Annotated in this window: 20 protein-coding genes; all 20 read right to left on the reverse strand. The window is 41.0% G+C overall.

Translation table 11 applies throughout. The features are described from left to right. Position 1: 1 nt before the first annotated feature. The 20 genes from fliF to rimM all read right to left on the reverse strand — a co-directional run bounded on the left by fliF (position 2) and on the right by rimM (position 19,302). Positions 2-1,594, reverse strand: coding sequence for a flagellar basal-body MS-ring/collar protein FliF (gene fliF, locus EV579_RS01280; protein WP_073205172.1), 1,593 nt, complete (start codon positions 1,592-1,594; stop codon positions 2-4). A gap of 49 nt (positions 1,595-1,643) precedes the next feature. Beyond that, on the reverse strand, positions 1,644-1,961 hold the full coding sequence (gene fliE / locus EV579_RS01285; protein ID WP_025092577.1) for a flagellar hook-basal body complex protein FliE: 318 nt from the start codon (positions 1,959-1,961) through the stop codon (positions 1,644-1,646). Positions 1,962-1,972: 11 nt separating this feature from the next. After that, positions 1,973-2,425 carry a flagellar basal body rod protein FlgC gene (gene flgC / locus EV579_RS01290; RefSeq protein ID WP_024424179.1) on the reverse strand — a complete coding sequence of 151 codons (453 nt, stop codon included), beginning with the start codon at positions 2,423-2,425 and terminating at the stop codon, positions 1,973-1,975. After that, the gene (gene flgB / locus EV579_RS01295; protein WP_012009952.1) at positions 2,425-2,814 is read right to left on the reverse strand and encodes a flagellar basal body rod protein FlgB; all 390 of its coding nucleotides are present in this window, start codon (positions 2,812-2,814) and stop codon (positions 2,425-2,427) included. The genes flgC and flgB overlap by 1 nt, the downstream gene beginning before the upstream one ends. Positions 2,815-3,102: 288 nt before the next feature. Continuing rightward, positions 3,103-3,882 carry a GTP-sensing pleiotropic transcriptional regulator CodY gene (gene codY / locus EV579_RS01300; protein WP_007499612.1) on the reverse strand — a complete coding sequence of 260 codons (780 nt, stop codon included), beginning with the start codon at positions 3,880-3,882 and terminating at the stop codon, positions 3,103-3,105. A gap of 34 nt (positions 3,883-3,916) precedes the next feature. Beyond that, positions 3,917-5,317, reverse strand: a complete 1,401-nt coding sequence (gene hslU, locus EV579_RS01305) for an HslU--HslV peptidase ATPase subunit (protein WP_024424180.1) — start codon at positions 5,315-5,317, stop codon at positions 3,917-3,919. 16 nt (positions 5,318-5,333) lie between these two features. Continuing rightward, the gene (hslV, locus tag EV579_RS01310) at positions 5,334-5,879 is read right to left on the reverse strand and encodes an ATP-dependent protease subunit HslV (protein ID WP_024424181.1); all 546 of its coding nucleotides are present in this window, start codon (positions 5,877-5,879) and stop codon (positions 5,334-5,336) included. A 14-nt stretch (positions 5,880-5,893) separates the two neighbouring features. Continuing rightward, complete coding sequence (xerC, locus tag EV579_RS01315) at positions 5,894-6,811, reverse strand: tyrosine recombinase XerC (RefSeq protein WP_024424182.1); 918 nt, start codon at positions 6,809-6,811, stop codon at positions 5,894-5,896. A gap of 62 nt (positions 6,812-6,873) precedes the next feature. After that, entirely contained in the window at positions 6,874-8,178 is a 1,305-nt protein-coding gene (gene trmFO, locus EV579_RS01320; RefSeq protein ID WP_024424183.1) for an FADH(2)-oxidizing methylenetetrahydrofolate--tRNA-(uracil(54)-C(5))-methyltransferase TrmFO, read from the reverse strand. 70 nt (positions 8,179-8,248) lie between these two features. Beyond that, the gene (topA, locus tag EV579_RS01325) at positions 8,249-10,324 is read right to left on the reverse strand and encodes a type I DNA topoisomerase (protein ID WP_024424184.1); all 2,076 of its coding nucleotides are present in this window, start codon (positions 10,322-10,324) and stop codon (positions 8,249-8,251) included. Between the two features lie 193 nt (positions 10,325-10,517). Further along, the gene (gene dprA / locus EV579_RS01330) at positions 10,518-11,420 is read right to left on the reverse strand and encodes a DNA-processing protein DprA (RefSeq protein ID WP_025092576.1); all 903 of its coding nucleotides are present in this window, start codon (positions 11,418-11,420) and stop codon (positions 10,518-10,520) included. Between the two features lie 63 nt (positions 11,421-11,483). Next, entirely contained in the window at positions 11,484-12,386 is a 903-nt protein-coding gene (gene sucD / locus EV579_RS01335) for a succinate--CoA ligase subunit alpha (RefSeq protein WP_007499624.1), read from the reverse strand. A 22-nt stretch (positions 12,387-12,408) separates the two neighbouring features. After that, on the reverse strand, positions 12,409-13,569 hold the full coding sequence (gene sucC, locus EV579_RS01340) for an ADP-forming succinate--CoA ligase subunit beta (protein ID WP_024426972.1): 1,161 nt from the start codon (positions 13,567-13,569) through the stop codon (positions 12,409-12,411). A 176-nt stretch (positions 13,570-13,745) separates the two neighbouring features. Continuing rightward, positions 13,746-14,021 carry a FlhB-like flagellar biosynthesis protein gene (locus EV579_RS01345; RefSeq protein ID WP_003211418.1) on the reverse strand — a complete coding sequence of 92 codons (276 nt, stop codon included), beginning with the start codon at positions 14,019-14,021 and terminating at the stop codon, positions 13,746-13,748. After that, positions 14,018-15,757, reverse strand: coding sequence for a glycosyltransferase (locus EV579_RS01350; protein ID WP_133743823.1), 1,740 nt, complete (start codon positions 15,755-15,757; stop codon positions 14,018-14,020). Before EV579_RS01350 ends, EV579_RS01345 begins: the two co-directional genes overlap by 4 nt. 26 nt (positions 15,758-15,783) lie before the next feature. Continuing rightward, positions 15,784-16,548 carry a ribonuclease HII gene (locus EV579_RS01355; protein WP_133743824.1) on the reverse strand — a complete coding sequence of 255 codons (765 nt, stop codon included), beginning with the start codon at positions 16,546-16,548 and terminating at the stop codon, positions 15,784-15,786. Positions 16,549-16,623: 75 nt separating this feature from the next. Then, positions 16,624-17,472: a ribosome biogenesis GTPase YlqF gene (gene ylqF, locus EV579_RS01360; RefSeq protein ID WP_024424188.1), complete on the reverse strand. Its 849-nt coding sequence runs from the start codon at positions 17,470-17,472 to the stop codon at positions 16,624-16,626. 89 nt (positions 17,473-17,561) lie between these two features. Beyond that, on the reverse strand, positions 17,562-17,909 hold the full coding sequence (gene rplS / locus EV579_RS01365) for a 50S ribosomal protein L19 (protein ID WP_008354510.1): 348 nt from the start codon (positions 17,907-17,909) through the stop codon (positions 17,562-17,564). Positions 17,910-18,046: 137 nt separating this feature from the next. Next, on the reverse strand, positions 18,047-18,781 hold the full coding sequence (trmD, locus tag EV579_RS01370; protein ID WP_024424189.1) for a tRNA (guanosine(37)-N1)-methyltransferase TrmD: 735 nt from the start codon (positions 18,779-18,781) through the stop codon (positions 18,047-18,049). Continuing rightward, positions 18,778-19,302, reverse strand: coding sequence for a ribosome maturation factor RimM (rimM, locus tag EV579_RS01375; protein ID WP_133743825.1), 525 nt, complete (start codon positions 19,300-19,302; stop codon positions 18,778-18,780). The genes trmD and rimM overlap by 4 nt, the downstream gene beginning before the upstream one ends. Positions 19,303-19,309 lie beyond the last annotated feature (7 nt).

Raw genomic sequence — 19,309 nt, forward strand, 5'->3', positions numbered from 1 at the left:
CCTAATCCTCGGACAGCCAGCTGCGTAGCAATTTAGCAAAGTCTTCTGGTTTTTCTTTTGCCATTTTTTCAAGCTGATTTTTTCTCACCATTTCTTCTGTTTCTGGTTCAGTGTCAATATCAGGAACATCGATTGGTGTACGTTCATCAAACTCAAACTCTTCTTCCTCATCTTTTCTACGCTTGCGTACAAGAAGAATGATAAGAGCGATAATTGCAAGTAGGAGCACACCGCCTACAATATAAACCCAGATTGGAATATTGTTTGAAGGGTTATCTGCCGCAGTTTGCTGTTTACCGTCTAATTTTGATACAGATAAAACGATTTTGTTATCTAAGTCTGCTTGAGTGAGCGCTTGACCATTTGTGTATTCTTTATCAATCGATGTGCTAATGATCGTTGAAAGAATCTTTTTGATATCATCTTGTCTTTCTGCTGTTAAAGAGTTTGCATCGTTTGCAGTTGGTGGTTCGACCAATGCTTGAATGCCAACATCTCTAATTTTATAAGGACTTTCTTTGATATCTTTATGAATGCGGTTGACTTCATAATTGATACGATCTTCGCTCTTTTCGTAATCTCCGCTTCCATTCGCTCCATCGGCACCTTGATAATTTGTGACATCATCGTCACCTGTTCCAGCAGTGCCTCCAGCTGCTGCGCCATTACCTGAATAAGTTTCAGCAATCTTTTCAGCGCTGACAGCAATCCCCTGCATGTTTTCTTTATCAACAGGTTCTACAAGGTCTTCTTTTCTTTTTTCTTCAGTAAAATCAATGTCTGTTGTGACCGATACAGCCACTTTATCTTGACCCATCATTGTTCCGAGCAGCTGCTGAATTTTTCTTTGAAGATTCTTTTCGATTTCCTCTTTTTTCTGCTGCTGTGCATCCATTCCACTTGCATAGGAATCGGAGCTGGTGTTTAAGTCGTAGTAGTTGGAATCTTGGTCCATAATGACAATGTTTTCTGTTTTTAAATTCGGCACACTTTTTGAAATAAGATGATAAAGGCCTTTTACTTGCTGCGGTGTGAGCGTGTAGCCTGGCTCAACTTGCAGCACAATGGATGCTGATGCATTACTTTGCTCTTCTCCAACAAAAACGGAATCTTTTGGCAGGTTAATCATCACTTTTGAATCTTTAATCCCATCAATCGTGTTGATCAGATTGGATAGTTCTGTCTGAGTTGCGTCTACTTTCAGAACATCAAATTCATTATCTGTTAAACCGAAGCCTGAATTGTTTGCAAAGAAGGAATAATCAATGTTGCCTGTCTTAGGGAGCCCTTCAGATGCAAGTGTTACTTTTAAAGAATCTGCTTGCTTTTCTGGAACGAGAATCGTTGTTCCATTGTTTGCAAGTTCCGATTTAACGTTTTTGCCATCTAGTTCCTGTTTGATTTGTCCAGCTTCTGCCTCAGACAAGTCTCTAAAGAGCGGAACCATTTTTTCAGAAGAAGCAAAGATGCTAACAACCGTAATAATGATTGCTAGGGCAGCAACGCCGCCAATCATGAGTATTTTTTGTAATTTTGATCGATTTCGCCAAAACTCAACTGTTTTTGTTCTTAATTGCATTAAAGTACGATTCATCTTAACCCCCGGTCATTCCATTCAGTCTTTTTTTGTCCACCAGCACCTCCTACATCTGCATTCTCATAATCTCTTGGTACGCTTCGACTGCTTTATTTCGAAACTCTGTTGCAGCTGTGAGTGTAACACTCGCTTTTTGCGCGGCAATCATGACTTCATCGAGATTGACATCTTTTCCTTGTGCAAGCGCATTTGTATACTGGTCTGATTTCAGCTGTGATTGATTTAATGCCTCAATGGAATTCTTCAGCACATCAGAGAAATTCGTTTGACTTTTAGGTGCAGCCGCCTGAACGGGCGTTGCATTCGTCAATTCACTTGCTTGCTGAGCAGTTTGAAGCTGGAAAGGAGATATTGCATTAACCAATTATTTTCACCTTACTTTCCTATTTCTAAAGCTTTCATCAGCATGCTTTTATTCGCATTTAGAGCAGTCACGTTTGCTTCATACGATCTTGAGCTGCTGATGAGGTCGACCATTTCTTTTAATGGATCGACATTTGGTGTTTGAACATATCCATTTTCATTGGCATCGGGATTTGTAGGATCATATTGAAGGTTGAATGGAGTTTCGTCTTCAGTAATCTTTGTTACTTTGACGCCGTTTCCTAATTTGCCGCTTGAATTCATACTTGAGTTCAATATAGATGAAAACGATTCACCTGACGGCTGTAATGTGACAAGCTTACGTCTATAAGGCTCCCAGTTGCCATCAACCTGTTTAGCTCTTGTTGTATCCATATTTGCAAGGTTTGAGGATACAACGTCCATTCTGAGCCTCTGTGCCGTTAATGCTGAGGCCGAAGCGTTCACTCCTGAAAAAATCGACATCACTTACCTCCTGTCAAAACTGTTTTAAGAGAATTGAATTTCCCGCTCATTCTTTCCACCAGCGCATTATACTGAATTTGGTTTTTAGCGAGTTCACTCATCTCTTGATCAATATCGACATTATTTCCGTTTTCTTGATAAGAAGTACGGTTGCTCGAAACAACTGAATAATTGGACCCTGTTTTTGAAAAATCAATGTGACCTTGGTATGTTTTTTTGGCATCTAATTTGATTGACGCATCATTTAGCATGTCATGGAATGCGACGTTTTTCGACTTGTAGTTCGGTGTGTCTATATTTGCGATATTATTGCTTATGACTTTTTGCTTAACATTCGCTCTGCCCAAGGCATTCTCAAGGTTGCTTATCGTTCCAGAAAATATATCCAAAACCATATACCTCCAATCATATGTATTTCATTCCATTTAATCATGTCGAGATTTGTAAAACCATATGTTCATTGTAAGAAATAATAGGATTAAAGTCTATGATGTATATGTAAAAAAAACTCGTAATATATATCTATTTTACGAATAGGTATAAAGACCTAGATTCAAAGCACTACAGATTTGTAAGGGGTTTCTTGGAAAAAAGAGTGACATTTTTCGGACAAATCCTCATTTTTTCACATAAAAAAACCCTTTTCAGCATTTATTTCGGCCAAAAAGGGTTTTTGATTAATGAGATTTTAAATTTTCGAGTTCAATTAAAAATTTGTTGTTTAACACTTTGATGTACGTTCCCTTCATTCCAAGAGAACGAGATTCAATCACGCCTGCACTTTCTAACTTACGTAAGGCGTTTACGATCACTGAGCGCGTGATCCCTACACGGTCTGCAATTTTACTTGCAACGAGAAGACCTTCGTTTCCATCCAGCTCTTCAAAAATGTGCTCAATCGCTTCAAGCTCACTGTAGGAAAGAGAGCTAATCGCCATTTGAACAACCGCTTTACTTCTTGCTTCTTCTTCGATTTCCTCTGCTTTCTCGCGAAGAATCTCCATTCCAACAACTGTTGCCCCGTATTCAGCAAGAATTAAATCATCATCTGTGAATGTATCTTGTAAGCGGGACAGGATTAACGTACCTAAACGATCTCCTCCGCCGATAATTGGAACAATTGTTGTTAAACCTGATTGGAATAAGTCCCGGTTTTCAATCGGGAAAGCTGTATATTCACTGTTAATATCAAGGTTTGAAGACGTTTCAGGGACATTGAATAGACTCTTTGTATATTCTTCAGGGAACTGACGATCTTCAAGCATTTTTTTCATACGTGCATTTTCGATCTGTTGATTAATGGAGTAGCCAAGAAGCTTTCCCCTTCTGCTTAATACGAAAATGTTTGAATCAATGACATCTCTCAGTGTTTCTGCCATTTCTTTGAAATTAACTGGTTTCCCCGCTGCATCTTGCAGCATTGAGTTAATAATCCTTGTTTTTTGTAGTAACGCCATAATAATGATCCTCCTAGATTACTTTATTCATTTGTTAAAGTATAAATTGACTTAAATCTTTGTTATTTGCAATCTTTCCTAGCTTCTCTTCGACATACTGAGGTGTAATGGTCACTGTCTCCATCGTAATATCAGGCGCCTCAAATGAAAGCTCTTCAAGCAGCTTCTCAAGTATGGTATGAAGCCTTCTTGCACCGATGTTATCTGTCTCCTGATTGACATGATAAGCCACTTCGGCAATCTTATGAATAGCATCGTCAGAAAATTCAAGAGATATACCTTCTGTTTCAAGTAAAGCTTTATATTGCTTTAATAATGCATTATCTGGTTCCGTTAAGATTTTCACAAAGTCTTCTATACTTAATTTATCTAATTCTACACGGATTGGGAAGCGTCCCTGAAGCTCTGGAATCAAATCTGAAGGCTTTGCCATATGAAATGCACCTGCTGCAACAAACAGCACATGATCAGTTTTAACGGCACCATATTTCGTCATCACAGTTGAACCTTCTACAATCGGTAAAATATCACGCTGAACCCCTTCACGAGAAACATCTGCAGATGATGCACCACCGCTTTTGGCGATTTTGTCGATTTCATCGATAAAAATAATTCCTTGCTGCTCTGCTTTGTAGACCGCTTCCTGACTGACTTCATCCATATCAATCAGTTTTGAAGCTTCCTCAGCCGTTAACGCCTTTCTTGCTTCTCTGACAGTCAGCTTTCTGCGTTTTTTCTTTTTAGGCATGAGATTGCCGAGCGCATCCTGCATGTTCATACCCATTTGCTCCATACCCGAGCCTTGAAGCATATCAAACATGGAAGGCTGCTGTTCTTCTACTTCAATCGTAACGTAATGATCTTCAAGTTCTCCCATCGCCAGCTGATGAGCGATTCGCTTTCTTGTCGATTCGAGTTCCACTTCTTCATTTGAATGATCTCGATCACGGTCATCTTCATCAGAACCGCCAAACAGCATCTCAAACGGATTTTTCACAGACTGGCTTTTTTTCTTGCCAGGAACAAGTAAATGAACAAGACGTTTATTTGCTTGTTTTTCTGCTTCCTCTTGAACATCTTTCATCTTTTCTTCTTTGACGAGTCTAATCGCTGTTTCAACTAAATCTCTCACCATGGACTCTACGTCACGGCCGACATAACCCACTTCAGTAAATTTCGTCGCTTCCACTTTAATAAAAGGCGCACCAGAAATTCGAGCAATTCTGCGGGCAATTTCTGTTTTCCCCACACCTGTTGGACCGATCATTAAAATGTTTTTAGGAACGACTTCATCCTTTAGCTTATCATGCAAAAGACTTCTTCTGTAACGGTTTCTTAAAGCCACCGCCACTGCTTTTTTCGCATCAAGCTGACCAATGATGTATTGATCAAGCTTTTCAACTATCTCTCTTGGGGTGAACGGCTTTTTCTCCATACGTCTCATGTCCTTTCTATTCAAGCTCTTCTAAAGTGATTTGATCGTTCGTGTAGACACAGATTTCTCCGGCCGTTTCAAGAGCGGCCTTTGCAATTTCTCTCGCTGAGAGATGATCACCTGCATGGGTTTTGAGTGCTCTCCCGGCGCTAAGCGCATAGTTGCCGCCTGAGCCAATGGCCAAAATCCCATCATCTGGTTCGATGACCTCTCCAGTTCCAGAGACAAGCAGGATGCTTTCTTTGTTCATGACGATGAGCATAGCCTCAAGCTGCCTGAGCATCTTGTCACTTCGCCATTCCTTCGCTAGTTCTACGGCTGCCCGCTTTAAATTACCACCATATTCTTCAAGCTTTGTTTCAAACTTTTCAAAGAGTGTAAAAGCATCGGCTACTGAACCTGCAAAACCTGCAAGCACCTTGCCTCCGAAAAGACGGCGCACTTTTTTTGCTGTGTGTTTCATCACGACAGCCTGCCCGAAAGTGACTTGACCGTCGCCAGCCATTGCACTTTTTCCTTTATGCTGAACGGCAAAGATGGTTGTTGCATGAAATGATGACATGAAAAAACCTCCTTTTAGGATCGTTTAAAAGCCCTTGGGTGATGAGACATGTACGTGTTTCTTAAAGAATCTTTTGATACATGCGTGTACACCTGTGTAGATGATAAATTTGAATGACCGAGAAGTTCTTGAACACTTCTCAAATCCGCCCCCTCGTTTAAGAGATGCGTGGCAAAGGTGTGCCTTAACATGTGAGGATGGATATGTAATGTACCTGACGCCTTTTTCATTAATTCAGTGAGAATGAATCGTACACCTCGGTCTGTAAGAGGCGTCCCGCGCTGATTCAAAAACACATGAGTATCAGCGCGGTCTTTCCCTTTAGATTTCAGCTTCTGCCTTCCATCCTCTAAATAAGTAATGAGCGCTTCATGAGCATATGACCCGAAAGGAACATACCGCTGCTTGCTGCCTTTCCCATGAACAAGCACTGTATCCATCGATAAATCAAGATCAGATTCTTTTAATGAACATAACTCACTGACCCTCATACCTGTTGCATAAAGAAGTTCTAAAATGGCTTGATTTCTTTGCCCAAGCGGTGTGCTGACATCAGAAACTGTAAAAAGCTCTTTTAGTTCCTCTTCATACAAAAATGAAGGAATCCGCTTATCCTGCTTTGGTAAGCTAACGAGTAAAAAAGGATTTTCTTTCACAAGCTGTTCTCTTAATAAAAATTTATAAAAGCTGCGAAGCGCAGAGACTTTCTTACTAATCGTTCTTCTTGTCAGGCCTTTTTCATAAGCTTCTGTTAAATAAATTCTCGTATCTTGATAGGATACCTCTTCAAAACCGTCTATTCCTTGAATGTTCATAAATCTGACAAACTCTTCAATGGCTTCTGTATATCCTGAGATCGTTAAAGCTGAATAGTTTTTTTCAATTTGCAGATATTCAATGAATAAGTGGACAAGACGCTGTTTATTCGTCATTTTTACACCTCTTTAAGGCTTTTAAATGGTATCACATATCTTGCTTTCCGTGCAATGTTTTACTACAGAGATTTCGAAATAGTTTGAATAGTTTCGATTGCGCGCTTAGCGTACTCTGCATAACGTTCTTGTTTGTTCTTAATTCGAACACCTAGATCTTTCAGCAAACCAAAATTCGCATTCATCGGCTGGAAGCTTTTCTTGTTTGTCGATGTGATGTAGTGAGCCATACTGCCAATCGCCGTCTCCTCAGGAAGTGTCACAAGCTCTTCTCCTTTGACAAAACGAGCGGCGTTAATGCCAGCCACAAGTCCGGACGCTGCGGACTCGACATACCCTTCAACGCCTGTCATTTGTCCGGCAAAGAATAGGTCATCTCTATTTTTAAACTGATAAGTCGGTCTTAAAAGACTTGGCGAGTTAATAAATGTATTACGGTGCATCACGCCGTAACGAACAATCTCTGCTTCTTCAAGGCCTGGAATCAAACGGAATACTTCCTTTTGATCGCCCCACTTCAGATGTGTCTGGAAGCCAACGATGTTATATAAAGTACCTGCTGCATCATCCTGTCTTAATTGAACAACAGCGTAAGGTCTTTTTCCTGTTTTCGGATCTTCCAGTCCTACTGGCTTCATCGGACCAAACAGCATCGTTTTCTTTCCTCTTTTCGCCATGACTTCAATTGGCATACAGCCTTCAAAGAAGATTTCTTTTTCAAATTCTTTTAATGGCACAGTTTCAGCAGAAATGAGTGCCTCATAAAAACGATCGAATTCTTCTTCTGTCATTGGACAGTTTAAATAAGCGGCTTCTCCTTTGTCATAGCGTGATTTCAAGTACACCTTATCCATATCAATGCTGTCTTTCTCTAGAATAGGTGCCGCTGCATCGTAGAAATAGAGATATTCTTCTCCTGTTAACGATTTTAATTCTTTTGAAAGTGCTTCTGATGTCAGCGGGCCAGTTGCGATAATTGTCGGACCTTCTGGTATGCTTTGCACTTCTTCTTGAAAGACAGTAACATTCGGATGATTTTTCACGCGGTCTGTCACGTTTGCTGCAAATTCATGACGGTCTACTGCAAGCGCGCCGCCAGCAGGAACTGAGCTTTCATCTGCTGCTGCGATAATGGCTGAATCTAAATGACGCATTTCTTCCTTTAATACACCTACTGCATTCGTTAAAGCATTCGCACGCAGTGAGTTGCTGCATACAAGCTCCGCAAATTTATCTGTGTGGTGAGCCGGCGTTTGTTTCACAGGTCTCATTTCATATAAATTGACTTTAATCCCTCGTTTAGCGATTTGCCATGCAGCTTCACTTCCAGCTAAACCGGCTCCGATCACATTTACAAATTGACTCATTGTACAACTCTCCTATTTCGTAAGGTCTGTTTGATGACATAAAAAAGCAGGTGAACAAGGCTGCTCACCGCTATTTTTGTTGTTCCTCTTTATAATCACAGTTGACACATTGAACTTGAACGCCTTTTTTCAGCTTTTTCTCTACAAGCATATTTTCGCATTTTGGACACTTTCTTTCAATTGGTTTGTCCCAAGAGACGAATTCACACTCTGGAAAACGATCACAGCCGTAAAAAATGCGGCGTTTTTTCGATTTTCGTTCAACAATGTTTCCTTCATGACATGACGGGCATTTGACCCCGATATCTTTGACAATTGGTTTTGTATTGCGGCAGTCAGGAAAGTTAGAGCACGCCATGAACTTGCCGTATCTACCCATTTTGTACACCATCGGATGTCCGCACTCTTCACAATCAACACCTGCGTATTCCGGCTCAATCTCAACTTCTTGCATCTCTGCTTCAGCTTTTTCTACCCGTTTTGCAAAGTCTTGATAGAAGCTGTCGATAATACGAACCCATTCGATCGTACCTTCTTCAACACTATCAAGTTCCTTTTCCATTTTCGCTGTAAATTCAACGTTAATGATTTCAGGGAAAAATTCAATGATTAAGTTGAGTACAATCTCTCCAAGCTCTGTCGGAGTAAATCGTTTATTATCAAGTGCGACATAGCCGCGCTTTTGAATTGTATCTAATGTTGGTGCATACGTAGATGGACGGCCTATACCGAGCTCTTCAAGTGTTTTGACCAATCTTGCCTCAGTGTAACGCGGAGGCGGCTGTGTGAAGTGCTGTTCAGGTTCGATATCTTTTGAAAGAACTGTGTCCCCTTCTTTCAGATCAGGAAGCATTTTGTCCTTTTCCTCTAGCTGGTCGTCCTTTCCTTCCACATAAACCTTCATAAACCCAGGGAATTTTACTTTACTGCCATTCGCACGGAAAGTAAGACCGTTATGATCAAGGTCCACACTCATTGTATCAAGAACAGCCGGCGCCATTTGGCTTGCCACGAATCGTTCCCAAATCAATTTATACAGACGAAGCTGATCGCGGCTTAGCACGTGCTTGACATCTGCCGGTTTTCTTAACGTCGAAGTCGGGCGAATGGCTTCGTGAGCATCTTGTGCATTTTCATTCTTTTTAGCTGTTCGTTTTGTTGTGTTTAAGAAATTCTTGCCGTACGTCTGATCAATGAAGGCAGATACTTCTTCAATCGCTGTATTGGAAATACGTGTTGAGTCCGTTCTCATATATGTAATGAGACCGACTGTACCTTCTTTACCAAGATCAATTCCTTCATATAATTGCTGTGCAATCATCATTGTCTTTTTCGCACGGAAGTTTAATTTTCTTGCAGCCTCCTGCTGTAAAGTAGAAGTCGTAAACGGAACGGCTGGATTACGTTTACGCTCTTTTTTCGTTACTTTCTCTACAGAGAATTTGCTTCCCTTTAATTTCGAAAGGATTTCTTTTACATCTTCTTTTGTTTTCAATGGATGTTTTTTGCCATTGAGGCCAAAGAAACTCGCTTCGAAGCTTTCTTTTCCTTTTAGGAATGTACCGTCAATTGTCCAGTATTCTTCTGGTTTAAATTCATTAATTTCATTCTCGCGATCAATAATCAGGCGGAGTGCAACTGATTGAACACGTCCGGCACTTAAGCCCTTTTTCACTTTCTTCCATAAAATCGGACTGATTTTATACCCAACGAGACGATCTAAGATCCGTCTTGCCTGCTGCGCATCAACTAAGTCCATATTGATCATACGTGGATGCTTAAAGGAATCTTTAATCGCATCCTTTGTAATCTCGTTAAAAACAACGCGGCAGTCAGAAGAGAGGTCAAGGTCAAGGCTGTGTGCTAAATGCCAAGCAATCGCTTCTCCCTCTCTATCGGGGTCAGCTGCGAGATAGACTTTCTTTGCTTTTTTCGCTGCTGTTTTTAATTCTTTTAAAACTGGGCCTTTCCCGCGAATCGTAATATATCTCGGTTCAAAGTCATGCTCAGTGTCAACACCGAGCTGACTTTTCGGTAAATCCCTTACGTGCCCCATTGAAGCTTTTACTTTATACTTTTTTCCTAAATAACGCTCAATCGTTTTCGCCTTTGCTGGCGACTCAACGATGACTAAATAATCAGCCATACTCAAAATCCCCCTTAAGAGGTGTTCTCTCTTTATACATTTCACAATTCATATTTATGTTAATTGCACCTATCTAACAGGCAATCATTAAAAATTCTTTATGATGAACATCATTATAAACACGAAAAACAAAGTGTAAACTTAAATCCTCACTATTATTAAATATTCCGATGTCTTTTGTCAAACGATATTTTTATGAGAGTTCAGTATATTGAACGCTGTGGAAGGAGAATTCCTCTAAAATATCCTTTGTGGAATGAACAAGCTTTGCCCCCTGCTGAATGAGTCTTGCCGGACCTGTGGAATTAGAATCAAAGATGGATCCAGCAACCGCAAATACTTCTTTGCCTTGCTCAAGCGCTTGATAGGCTGTAATAAGAGAACCGCTCTTTTCTTTGCACTGAATCACGATGGTCCCTTTCGTCAATGCACTAATTAAACGATTTCTCATTGGAAAATGCCACTTTTCTGGTTTGACATAAGGCGGGTGCTCTGACAAAAGCAAATGATGTTCACCCATGTATTGAGCCATTTGCGCATGTTCTTTTGGGTATACATGCTGAAAGCCGCCTGCTATAATGCCGATTGTTTTCCCTTTTTTCCTGATGCACTCTTTATGTGCCAGTCCATCGATTCCTTTAGCTAAACCACTGACAATCATCCACTCTTCCTTGACAAGCTCACCAACAATTTTCTTCACACATGCTTCTCCATAAGACGATGGAACTCGCGTGCCGACTACACCTAAACTTTTTTCTTCATTTAAATATGATACGTTTCCTTTTAGGAATAACACAGGGGGAGGATCATAAATATTTTTTAGTGTGCTGGGATATAAGGGTGATGTGATGGGAATCATGTGAATGTTTTGCTTTAAATAGGCTTGAACGATGTGTTGAAAAATGGGGAATTCATTTTCTTCAGCTTGTTTTAAGCGGGTAAAGTCGATCGTTTGTAATGCTCGATCCTGTTTAAAATGATGTGTTTCTTCATTTATATATAGTTCAGGATCGACTTTCCACCATTTTGTTAATAATGAGGGTGAGATGAGGCCTTTTAAGCGGTGAAAAATCATTCTTTCGGACACGTTATACATACCATTCCTCCTGTTTAAGATAGAAAGAAGAAGACTTGTCAAAGAACAAGTCTTCTTGTGTCATTAATGCGTTTTACAAGCTTCGAAGAGATTCTTCTCTTTTAATACTTTAATCAATGTTTCTCCCATGACAGATGGTGTTTCTGCCACTTCAATTCCACATTCACGCATTGTTTTTACTTTTTCATCAGCTGTTCCTTTACCACCAGAAATAATGGCACCAGCATGTCCCATACGTTTTCCTGGAGGCGCCGTTTTACCGCCAATAAAGCCAACGACTGGTTTAGTCATATTTGCTTTTACCCATTCAGCTGCTTCTTCTTCAGCCGTACCGCCGATTTCACCGATCATTATTACAGCATGTGTTTCAGGGTCTTCATTGAATGCTTTTAACACATCAATAAAGTTTGTCCCATTTACCGGGTCCCCCCCGATTCCTACAGCTGTCGATTGACCAACGCCAGCTTCTGAAAGCTGATGTACCGCTTCATATGTAAGCGTTCCAGAACGAGAAACAACACCCACATGACCTTTTTTATGAATGTAGCCAGGCATGATACCAATTTTACATTCTTCAGGTGTGATGACACCAGGGCAGTTTGGTCCAACTAGTCTTGTCTTTTTCCCTTCCATATACCGTTTCACTTTGACCATGTCAAGCACTGGAATATGTTCTGTGATACAAATGACGAGATCAACTTCTGCGTCAACAGCCTCTAAGATGGCATCTGCCGCAAATGGTGCTGGTACATAGATAACAGAAGCGTTCGCTCCAGTTGTCTGCACTGCTTCAGATACAGTATTAAATACAGGAACTCCTTCTACTTCAGTTCCACCTTTTCCAGGTGTGACACCGCCAACAATATTTGTCCCGTACTCAATCATTTGTTTTGTATGGAACAATGCGGTTGAACCGGTAATCCCCTGAACAATTACTCTCGTATTTTTATTAATAAATACACTCATTTAGGTTCCCTGCCTTTCTGCTCTACTTGACTAAAGATACAATCTTTTCTGCCCCGTCAGCCATAGACTCAGCAGAAGTGATATTTAAGCCTGAATCACTCAGGATTTTCTTCCCTAATTCAACGTTTGTTCCTTCAAGACGTACAACGAGTGGTAATGTTAAGCCGACTTGTTTCGTCGCTTCAACAACACCTTCTGCAATCACATCACATTTCATGATGCCGCCAAAAATGTTCACGAAAATCCCTTTGACATTTTGATCAGATAAAATGATTTTAAATGCTTCCGTTACTTTTTCAGCTGTTGCACCGCCGCCAACATCTAGGAAGTTTGCAGGGTCCCCGCCGTAATGCTTGATGATATCCATTGTAGACATCGCAAGACCTGCTCCATTGACCATACAGCCAATATTTCCATCTAAAGAAATGTAGCTTAAGTCATATTTAGATGCTTCAATTTCTTTTGGATCCTCTTCATCAAGGTCACGGTATTCTAATATATCTTTTTGTCTATATAAGGCATTACTATCAAAGTTTAATTTTGCATCAAGTGCCATGACTTTTCCATCGCCTGTTACAACAAGTGGATTAATCTCAGCAATTGAACAATCTTTTTCAATAAACGCATTGTAAAGGCTTGTCATAAACTTAACAGCTTGGCCAACTAATTTTGTTGGAATATTAATTTTAAATGCCACTTCTCTCGCCTGATAGCCTTGCAGACCAATCGCTGGATCGATGACCACTTTGACGATTTTTTCTGGCGTTTTTTCTGCTACTTCTTCAATTTCAGTACCGCCTTCTTCAGATGCCATCAATACAATTCTTGATGTCGCTCTGTCCAAAACTAGTCCAACATAGTATTCCTTTTGAATATCGCAGCCTTCTTCAATAAGTAAGCGTTTTATTTCGCGCCCTTCAGGCCCTGTTTGATGTGTGACAAGTGTCTTGCCGAGCAATTCCTCTGCAAACCCTTTCACTTCATCTTTCGTTTTTGCAATTTTTACCCCGCCTGCTTTACCACGGCCGCCTGCATGAATCTGTGCTTTTACGACATATACAGAGCTCCCTAGCTCTTCTGATGCTTTCACTGCTTCATCAGGTGTAAATGCTACTTTACCATTTGGAACTGAAACCCCATATTTTCTTAGGATTTCTTTTCCTTGGTACTCATGGATATTCATTTCCCATCCTCCCAACATATGTAGAAACAAAAATTATAAAATAGACTGCGCTTTCATTTTAAAGAATAAAAAAGAGAATGTCTAGGGTTCTATGTAAAATCGTAAAATCCTTCTAAACATTCAAACTTTTATTTTATTAAAAATATAAATTTTTCAGCCAAATCACTTATTTTACCTTATTTTTTCATTTTTTGATCTAACCTGTAGATAAACGAAAAAATTTCTGCTACAGTATCGTATAACGCTTCAGGGATCTCCTCATCTAATGTTAAGTGGCGCATGAGTTCAACTAGATTACGGTCTTCCTGGATTGGGACTCCCGACTTTTTGGCTTCTTCAATAATATGATCTGCCACATAGCCGCTGCCTGTTGCAACGACTTTTGGCGCTTTTTGTTTTTCTTCATCGTAATGTAGAGCGACCGCTCTTCTAAGCGGTTTTGAATCCTTCATACTCGTAAGTCCAGCCCTTTCTCGCTGATTTTATGAAAGTGTTCATCTAGAAATTGAGACGAATCTACTGGCTCTTGTCTCTTTTTTGCTGTAATTCCCGTTAAGCTGTATCCTAGCGCATTTAAATTCTCTCGAACAGCCGGAATCATTGGATTAATGGTGCCTTGCAGTTCATGGGCTGTCTCGACTGTAATGGACATGACCTTTTGCTGAATCGTACAGTCTATTAAGGTTTCTTCAAGGTTTTCCATGTTTAAGTAAAACATGAGTCGGCACTGAGAAATATCAATAGAGCCATCCTTTTTCTTATGTCCTTTTAAAATAAAGGTTAAATCTTGAACACTATGTTTTGAGAAAAGCGGATAGGAAACCATCATTTGACTGACGGTTTGGTTCTCCTGCTGCACAAATAACTGTCCATTCAATCTATGAAACAATTGATCCACTTCTTTTTTAACGGGCTCTGGTAAATCCGCCTGTCTCACATCATTTAAGGTGAGCTTTAATTGGTGCAGCTCCTGACTTTTGACATCCTGGCTGCCTTTTTCAAGCAGTTTCAGCATACCAATTTCATCACGTACACCTATTGCCTTTTTCATCGTCATAAGTAAATCGAGCACATCGGTTTTATTACTTAATGTTGGTTCTGTCTGCTGCACTACTTGGGCCAAAGCTTTCGCCTCTCTTTTTGACAGGAAGGGAAACTCTTTTTGAAGCACAGCTGCTTTTGCGTCAGGCTGAGATCCTGCCTGCTGGAGCCCGTGCAGCAATGCTGTGAGCTGTTTTAAGTTAGGTTCTTGCTGACCGTCTGCACCTTGTTTCATCAAACTTGCCAGTATCCGCTCAATTTGCTGAGGCGGGATTTGCAGCTCTTCTTTTGGACTTGTTGACTGCTGCACGTTTGTCTGAGGAACTTGGGACGGCTGACGCTCTTGAACGATTGCGGCATGGCTATTTTCTTTTTGCTGAGAAGGATTGAGCTGAGTCGTTACTGGTGAATTGCCACCTTGCTTCGCCTCGCCTTCTCTCGCTGCTAGAAGGACCGATAAGAGCTTTTCTGAATGGACGGCTGTCTCTGCATCTACAACTGACCGAACGGCTTGTATAAGGGTCTGTGTGGCATCTGTGTGCTTCGGCAGCTGTGTTAATTGATTTAATAGCGCTGTTATATCCTGATGAAGGGCAGAGGATGATTTAACGGCTAAAATAGATTGAAGCACCCCTTGCTGGATCGGTAAATCTTTCTTTAAAGCAAAGAGGAGGGCTTGGAGCCCTTTCTTCACATCAGCTCCTTGAAGCTGTTCGATCCACTTCACTGCCGTTTTTAACTCTCCTTCGTTGATGACGGACTTTTCCTTTAAAAAAGCTGTAGCTGTCAGCATGTTTTCAAGCCCATTTTTCAGTGAGAGACCTTCTAATAGTTTGGCTGCTGCATCCTTTAATGTCTTAGGATCTTGATCAAATTGCTGAACGGGTCTTAGTTTATTGAGGCTGCCTCCACCCTCTTGTTCAAATTGGAACCAATAAAATGCGTCTGCTTTAAGCTGAGCCGCCAGCTGTGCTTTTATTTTCGTTGAACCTATTTGAACAAGGGCTGTATCATCTCCAAGCATTTTTAGTACTTTACCGAGAATCAGCCGATGAACATTATCCTTCCCTTCGGTGTTTAATGGAACCGATTCGGCCGTATTCAGCCGGCTATTCAGTGCTGTATGTATGTCCTCAACTCTTGTCATCACAGGCAGCCTCCTTAGATTAAAATTTATGATATAACAGATTTCACTGGCGCAAACGATAACCGGTGGATGGGGGTAGCACCGTGTGTTTGAATCGCAGCCAGGTGCTCTTTCGTTCCGTACCCTTTATGTTTTTCAAATTGATACTCAGGATACTTACGCCCGTACTCTTCCATCATCTGATCTCTTGTCACCTTTGCAATACATGCACCTGCTGCAATGGATGCACTTTTTGCATCTCCTTTGATGATATTCTCTTGGTGAGTAGAAAGCGGGAGTGTCATGGCATCTATGAGTAAATAATCAGGTGTATGAGTTAACTGCTCTACAGCTCTTACCATCGCCAGTCTTGATGCTTCATAAATATTGATTTCATCAATCGTAGCCGCATCAACAATGCCAATTCCGATATCAAGTGCTTCTTTTTGAATTAAATCATAATAAGCCAATCTTTTTTTCTCAGATAATTGCTTTGAGTCGTTTAAACCGAGCAGGACTGTATTTTCCTTTAATATAACAGCTGCTGCCACAACTGGGCCGGCAAGCGGTCCTCTTCCTGCTTCATCTATTCCAGCAATACATGTGTATCCTTGCACCTTTGCTTTGTTTTCAAATTGCAGCATGTCATCCCATGCCGCGCGAAGTGCTTGCTGCTTTTCTCTCTCTTTGTGCCACTTTTCTATCAGTTTTTGGACACTTTTTCTCGTATCATCTTTCACAAGCTCGCGAATGTATGACTCGTCGCCTTCATGCTTTTCTATAAGTTCTTTTATTTGTTTCACCGTGTACATAGGCTTTTTCGCAGCCTCCTTCTTTATATCGGCAGTTTTTCGCAAAAAATAAAGACCCGCATGAGCTGCGTGTCTTTAGCTTTCAGGCTTCTCAAAAGTGAGGGGACCAAATTTTTCTGTTCGAATATCCCGAATAATGATTTCGGTGGTTTTGTCATAGTTTATGAATCCCCCGCTCATTAGACAGCCGCGCTTAGTGCCAATTGCATCAAACAGCTCAACCGTATCTTCAGGTATCTCCGCTAGGTCATAGCGTTTTTTTAATCGCTCTGGGTAGTTCTCTTCTAGAAAACGAAGTGCGTACACAGCGACATCCTGTAAGTTGATGATCGAATCTTTGATCGCTCCAGTCACCGCAAGTCTGAGTCCTACTTGCTCATCTTCAAACTTCGGCCAGAGGATTCCAGGGGTATCGAGCAGTTCTAGTTCTTTCCCTACCTTTACCCATTGCTGTGATGTCGTAATACCAGGTCGGTCTCCTGTTTTGGCAATGTTCTTTTTTGCTAAACGATTGATTAAGGTCGATTTGCCGACGTTGGGAATCCCGATAATCAGTGCTCGAATGGCACGTGGTTTGACGCCTTTTGCTTTCATGCGGTCGAATTTTTCTTTTAAAATTTCTTTTGAAGTCGTAATGATCTGATTTAAACCTTGTCCATCGACAGAGTTAATGGCAAGTGACCGAACGCCTTGCTGCTCAAAATGCGCCTGCCACTCCTTTGTCATACGAGGATCTGCTTTATCTGCTTTGTTTAAGAGCATGATTTTGGGTTTGTTTTGAAGGATTTCTTCGATCATTGGGTTTCTAGAGGACATCGGAATTCTTGCATCGGTTAATTCAAATACGATGTCGATGAGCTTTAATTTTTCTGTGACTTCACGTCTTGCTTTTGCCATATGGCCTGGAAACCATTGAATCGTCATATGTGCACCTTCTTTCTTTTACCATTATCTTTATACATTGTACAAAAAAAGAGCCTGTTACAGGTAACAAGCTCTTTCCTTTGATATCATTATCGTCTGATTTCTTTGATACGAGCCGCTTTACCGCGAAGTTCACGTAGGTAGTAAAGTTTCGCACGACGTACCTTACCGTGACGTACAACTTCGATCTTAGCGATTTTTGGTGTGTGTACAGGGAATGTACGCTCAACGCCTACACCGTAAGAGATCTTACGAACTGTGAAAGTTTCGCTGATTCCACCACCACGACGCTTAATTACAACACCTTCAAAGATCTGGATACGCTCACGAGTACCCTCGACAACTTTAACGTGTACACGTAAAGTGTCACCAGGACGGAACGCAGGAAGATCAGTGCGTAATTGTTCTTTTGTGATTTCTTCAATCAAATGTTGCATCGTTTTCAACTCCTTCCAACAGATGCTCATGTCCTCTTTCTTCATTGCAGCGGAACATCGTTTTCAAACTTGGATCAGCAAGCCGTCCAAGTCACAAGTAGTATCATACCATACCTCTATGCCGTGTGCAATACAATCTAGTCATTATGAAGCTGCCAAAGCCATCTTTTTTCTTCATCCGTTAATGTTTTGCAAGAATCGATCAAATCTGGTCTTCTTGTATAGGTTCGCTTCAAGGATTCTTTGCGCCGCCACTCTTCAATTTTGGCATGATTTCCAGAGAGAAGCACGTCCGGCACTTTTAGTCCTTTATAATCAGCTGGCCTTGTATAGTGCGGGTGCTCAAGCAGACCTGTACTGAATGAATCTTCGATGTGAGACGCTTCTTTTCCAAGCACATGAGGCAAAAGCCTGACCACACTGTCTGCAATCATCATCGCTGGCAGCTCTCCGCCTGTGAGGACGAAATCTCCGATTGAGATCTCATCTGTGACAAGATGCTCCCTGATGCGCTCATCGTAGCCTTCATAGTGGCCGCAAATGAACATAAGATGCTCTTCTTTTGCAAGTTCTTCTGCTTTCTTTTGTGTATACCTTTCCCCTTGAGGACAGACAAGAATGATTCGTGGTTTCGTGCTTGCTTTTTTCGTTAAATCTTCTACCGCATCAAATACGGGCTGCGCTTTCAGTACCATACCAGCACCGCCGCCATACGGATAGTCATCCACTGTTTTATGCTTATGATCCGAATACTCTCTAAAATTGACGACTTGAAATGAGACAGCTTCTTTCTCCTGTGCTTTTTTTAAGATCGATGAGTGAAGTACACCTTCGAACATTTCAGGAAAAAGGGTTAAGAAATCGATTTTCATTCGTCAATAAGTCCTTCCATCACTTCAATGTGAACAGTTTTGGATGAGATATCGATCTTTTTGACGACAGATGGTATATATGGAATGAGGGCATCTTTTTTGCCTTTTCTTCCAACCACCCACACATCATTTGCCCCTGGCGTAAGGATTTCTTTGATTTGGCCGATCAGCTTGTCCTCTTCATCGTATACTTCACAGCCAATGATTTGGTGGAAATAAAATTCTCCTTCATCTAATGACCCAAGATGTTCTTTTTCTACCTTTAAGATTGATTCTTTCAAATGCTCTGCTTCATTTAATGAGCTGATTTCTTCAAATGTGAGCAAATCAAACTGTTTGTGCTGGCGATGTGATGCGACAGTCACTTTCAGCGGCTCGCTTTGACCTTGCTTAAAAATATAGAGGACGCTTCCCTTTTTGTAGCGTTCTTCTGGAAAATCCGTCTTTGATACGACGCGTACTTCTCCGCGCACTCCGTGTGTATTGACGATCTTTCCAACATTCAACCATTCTAGCTCCATGTTCTCA

Source organism: Bacillus sp. BK450, from assembly GCF_004364885.1.
Lineage (GTDB): Bacteria > Bacillota > Bacilli > Bacillales > Bacillaceae > Bacillus > Bacillus safensis.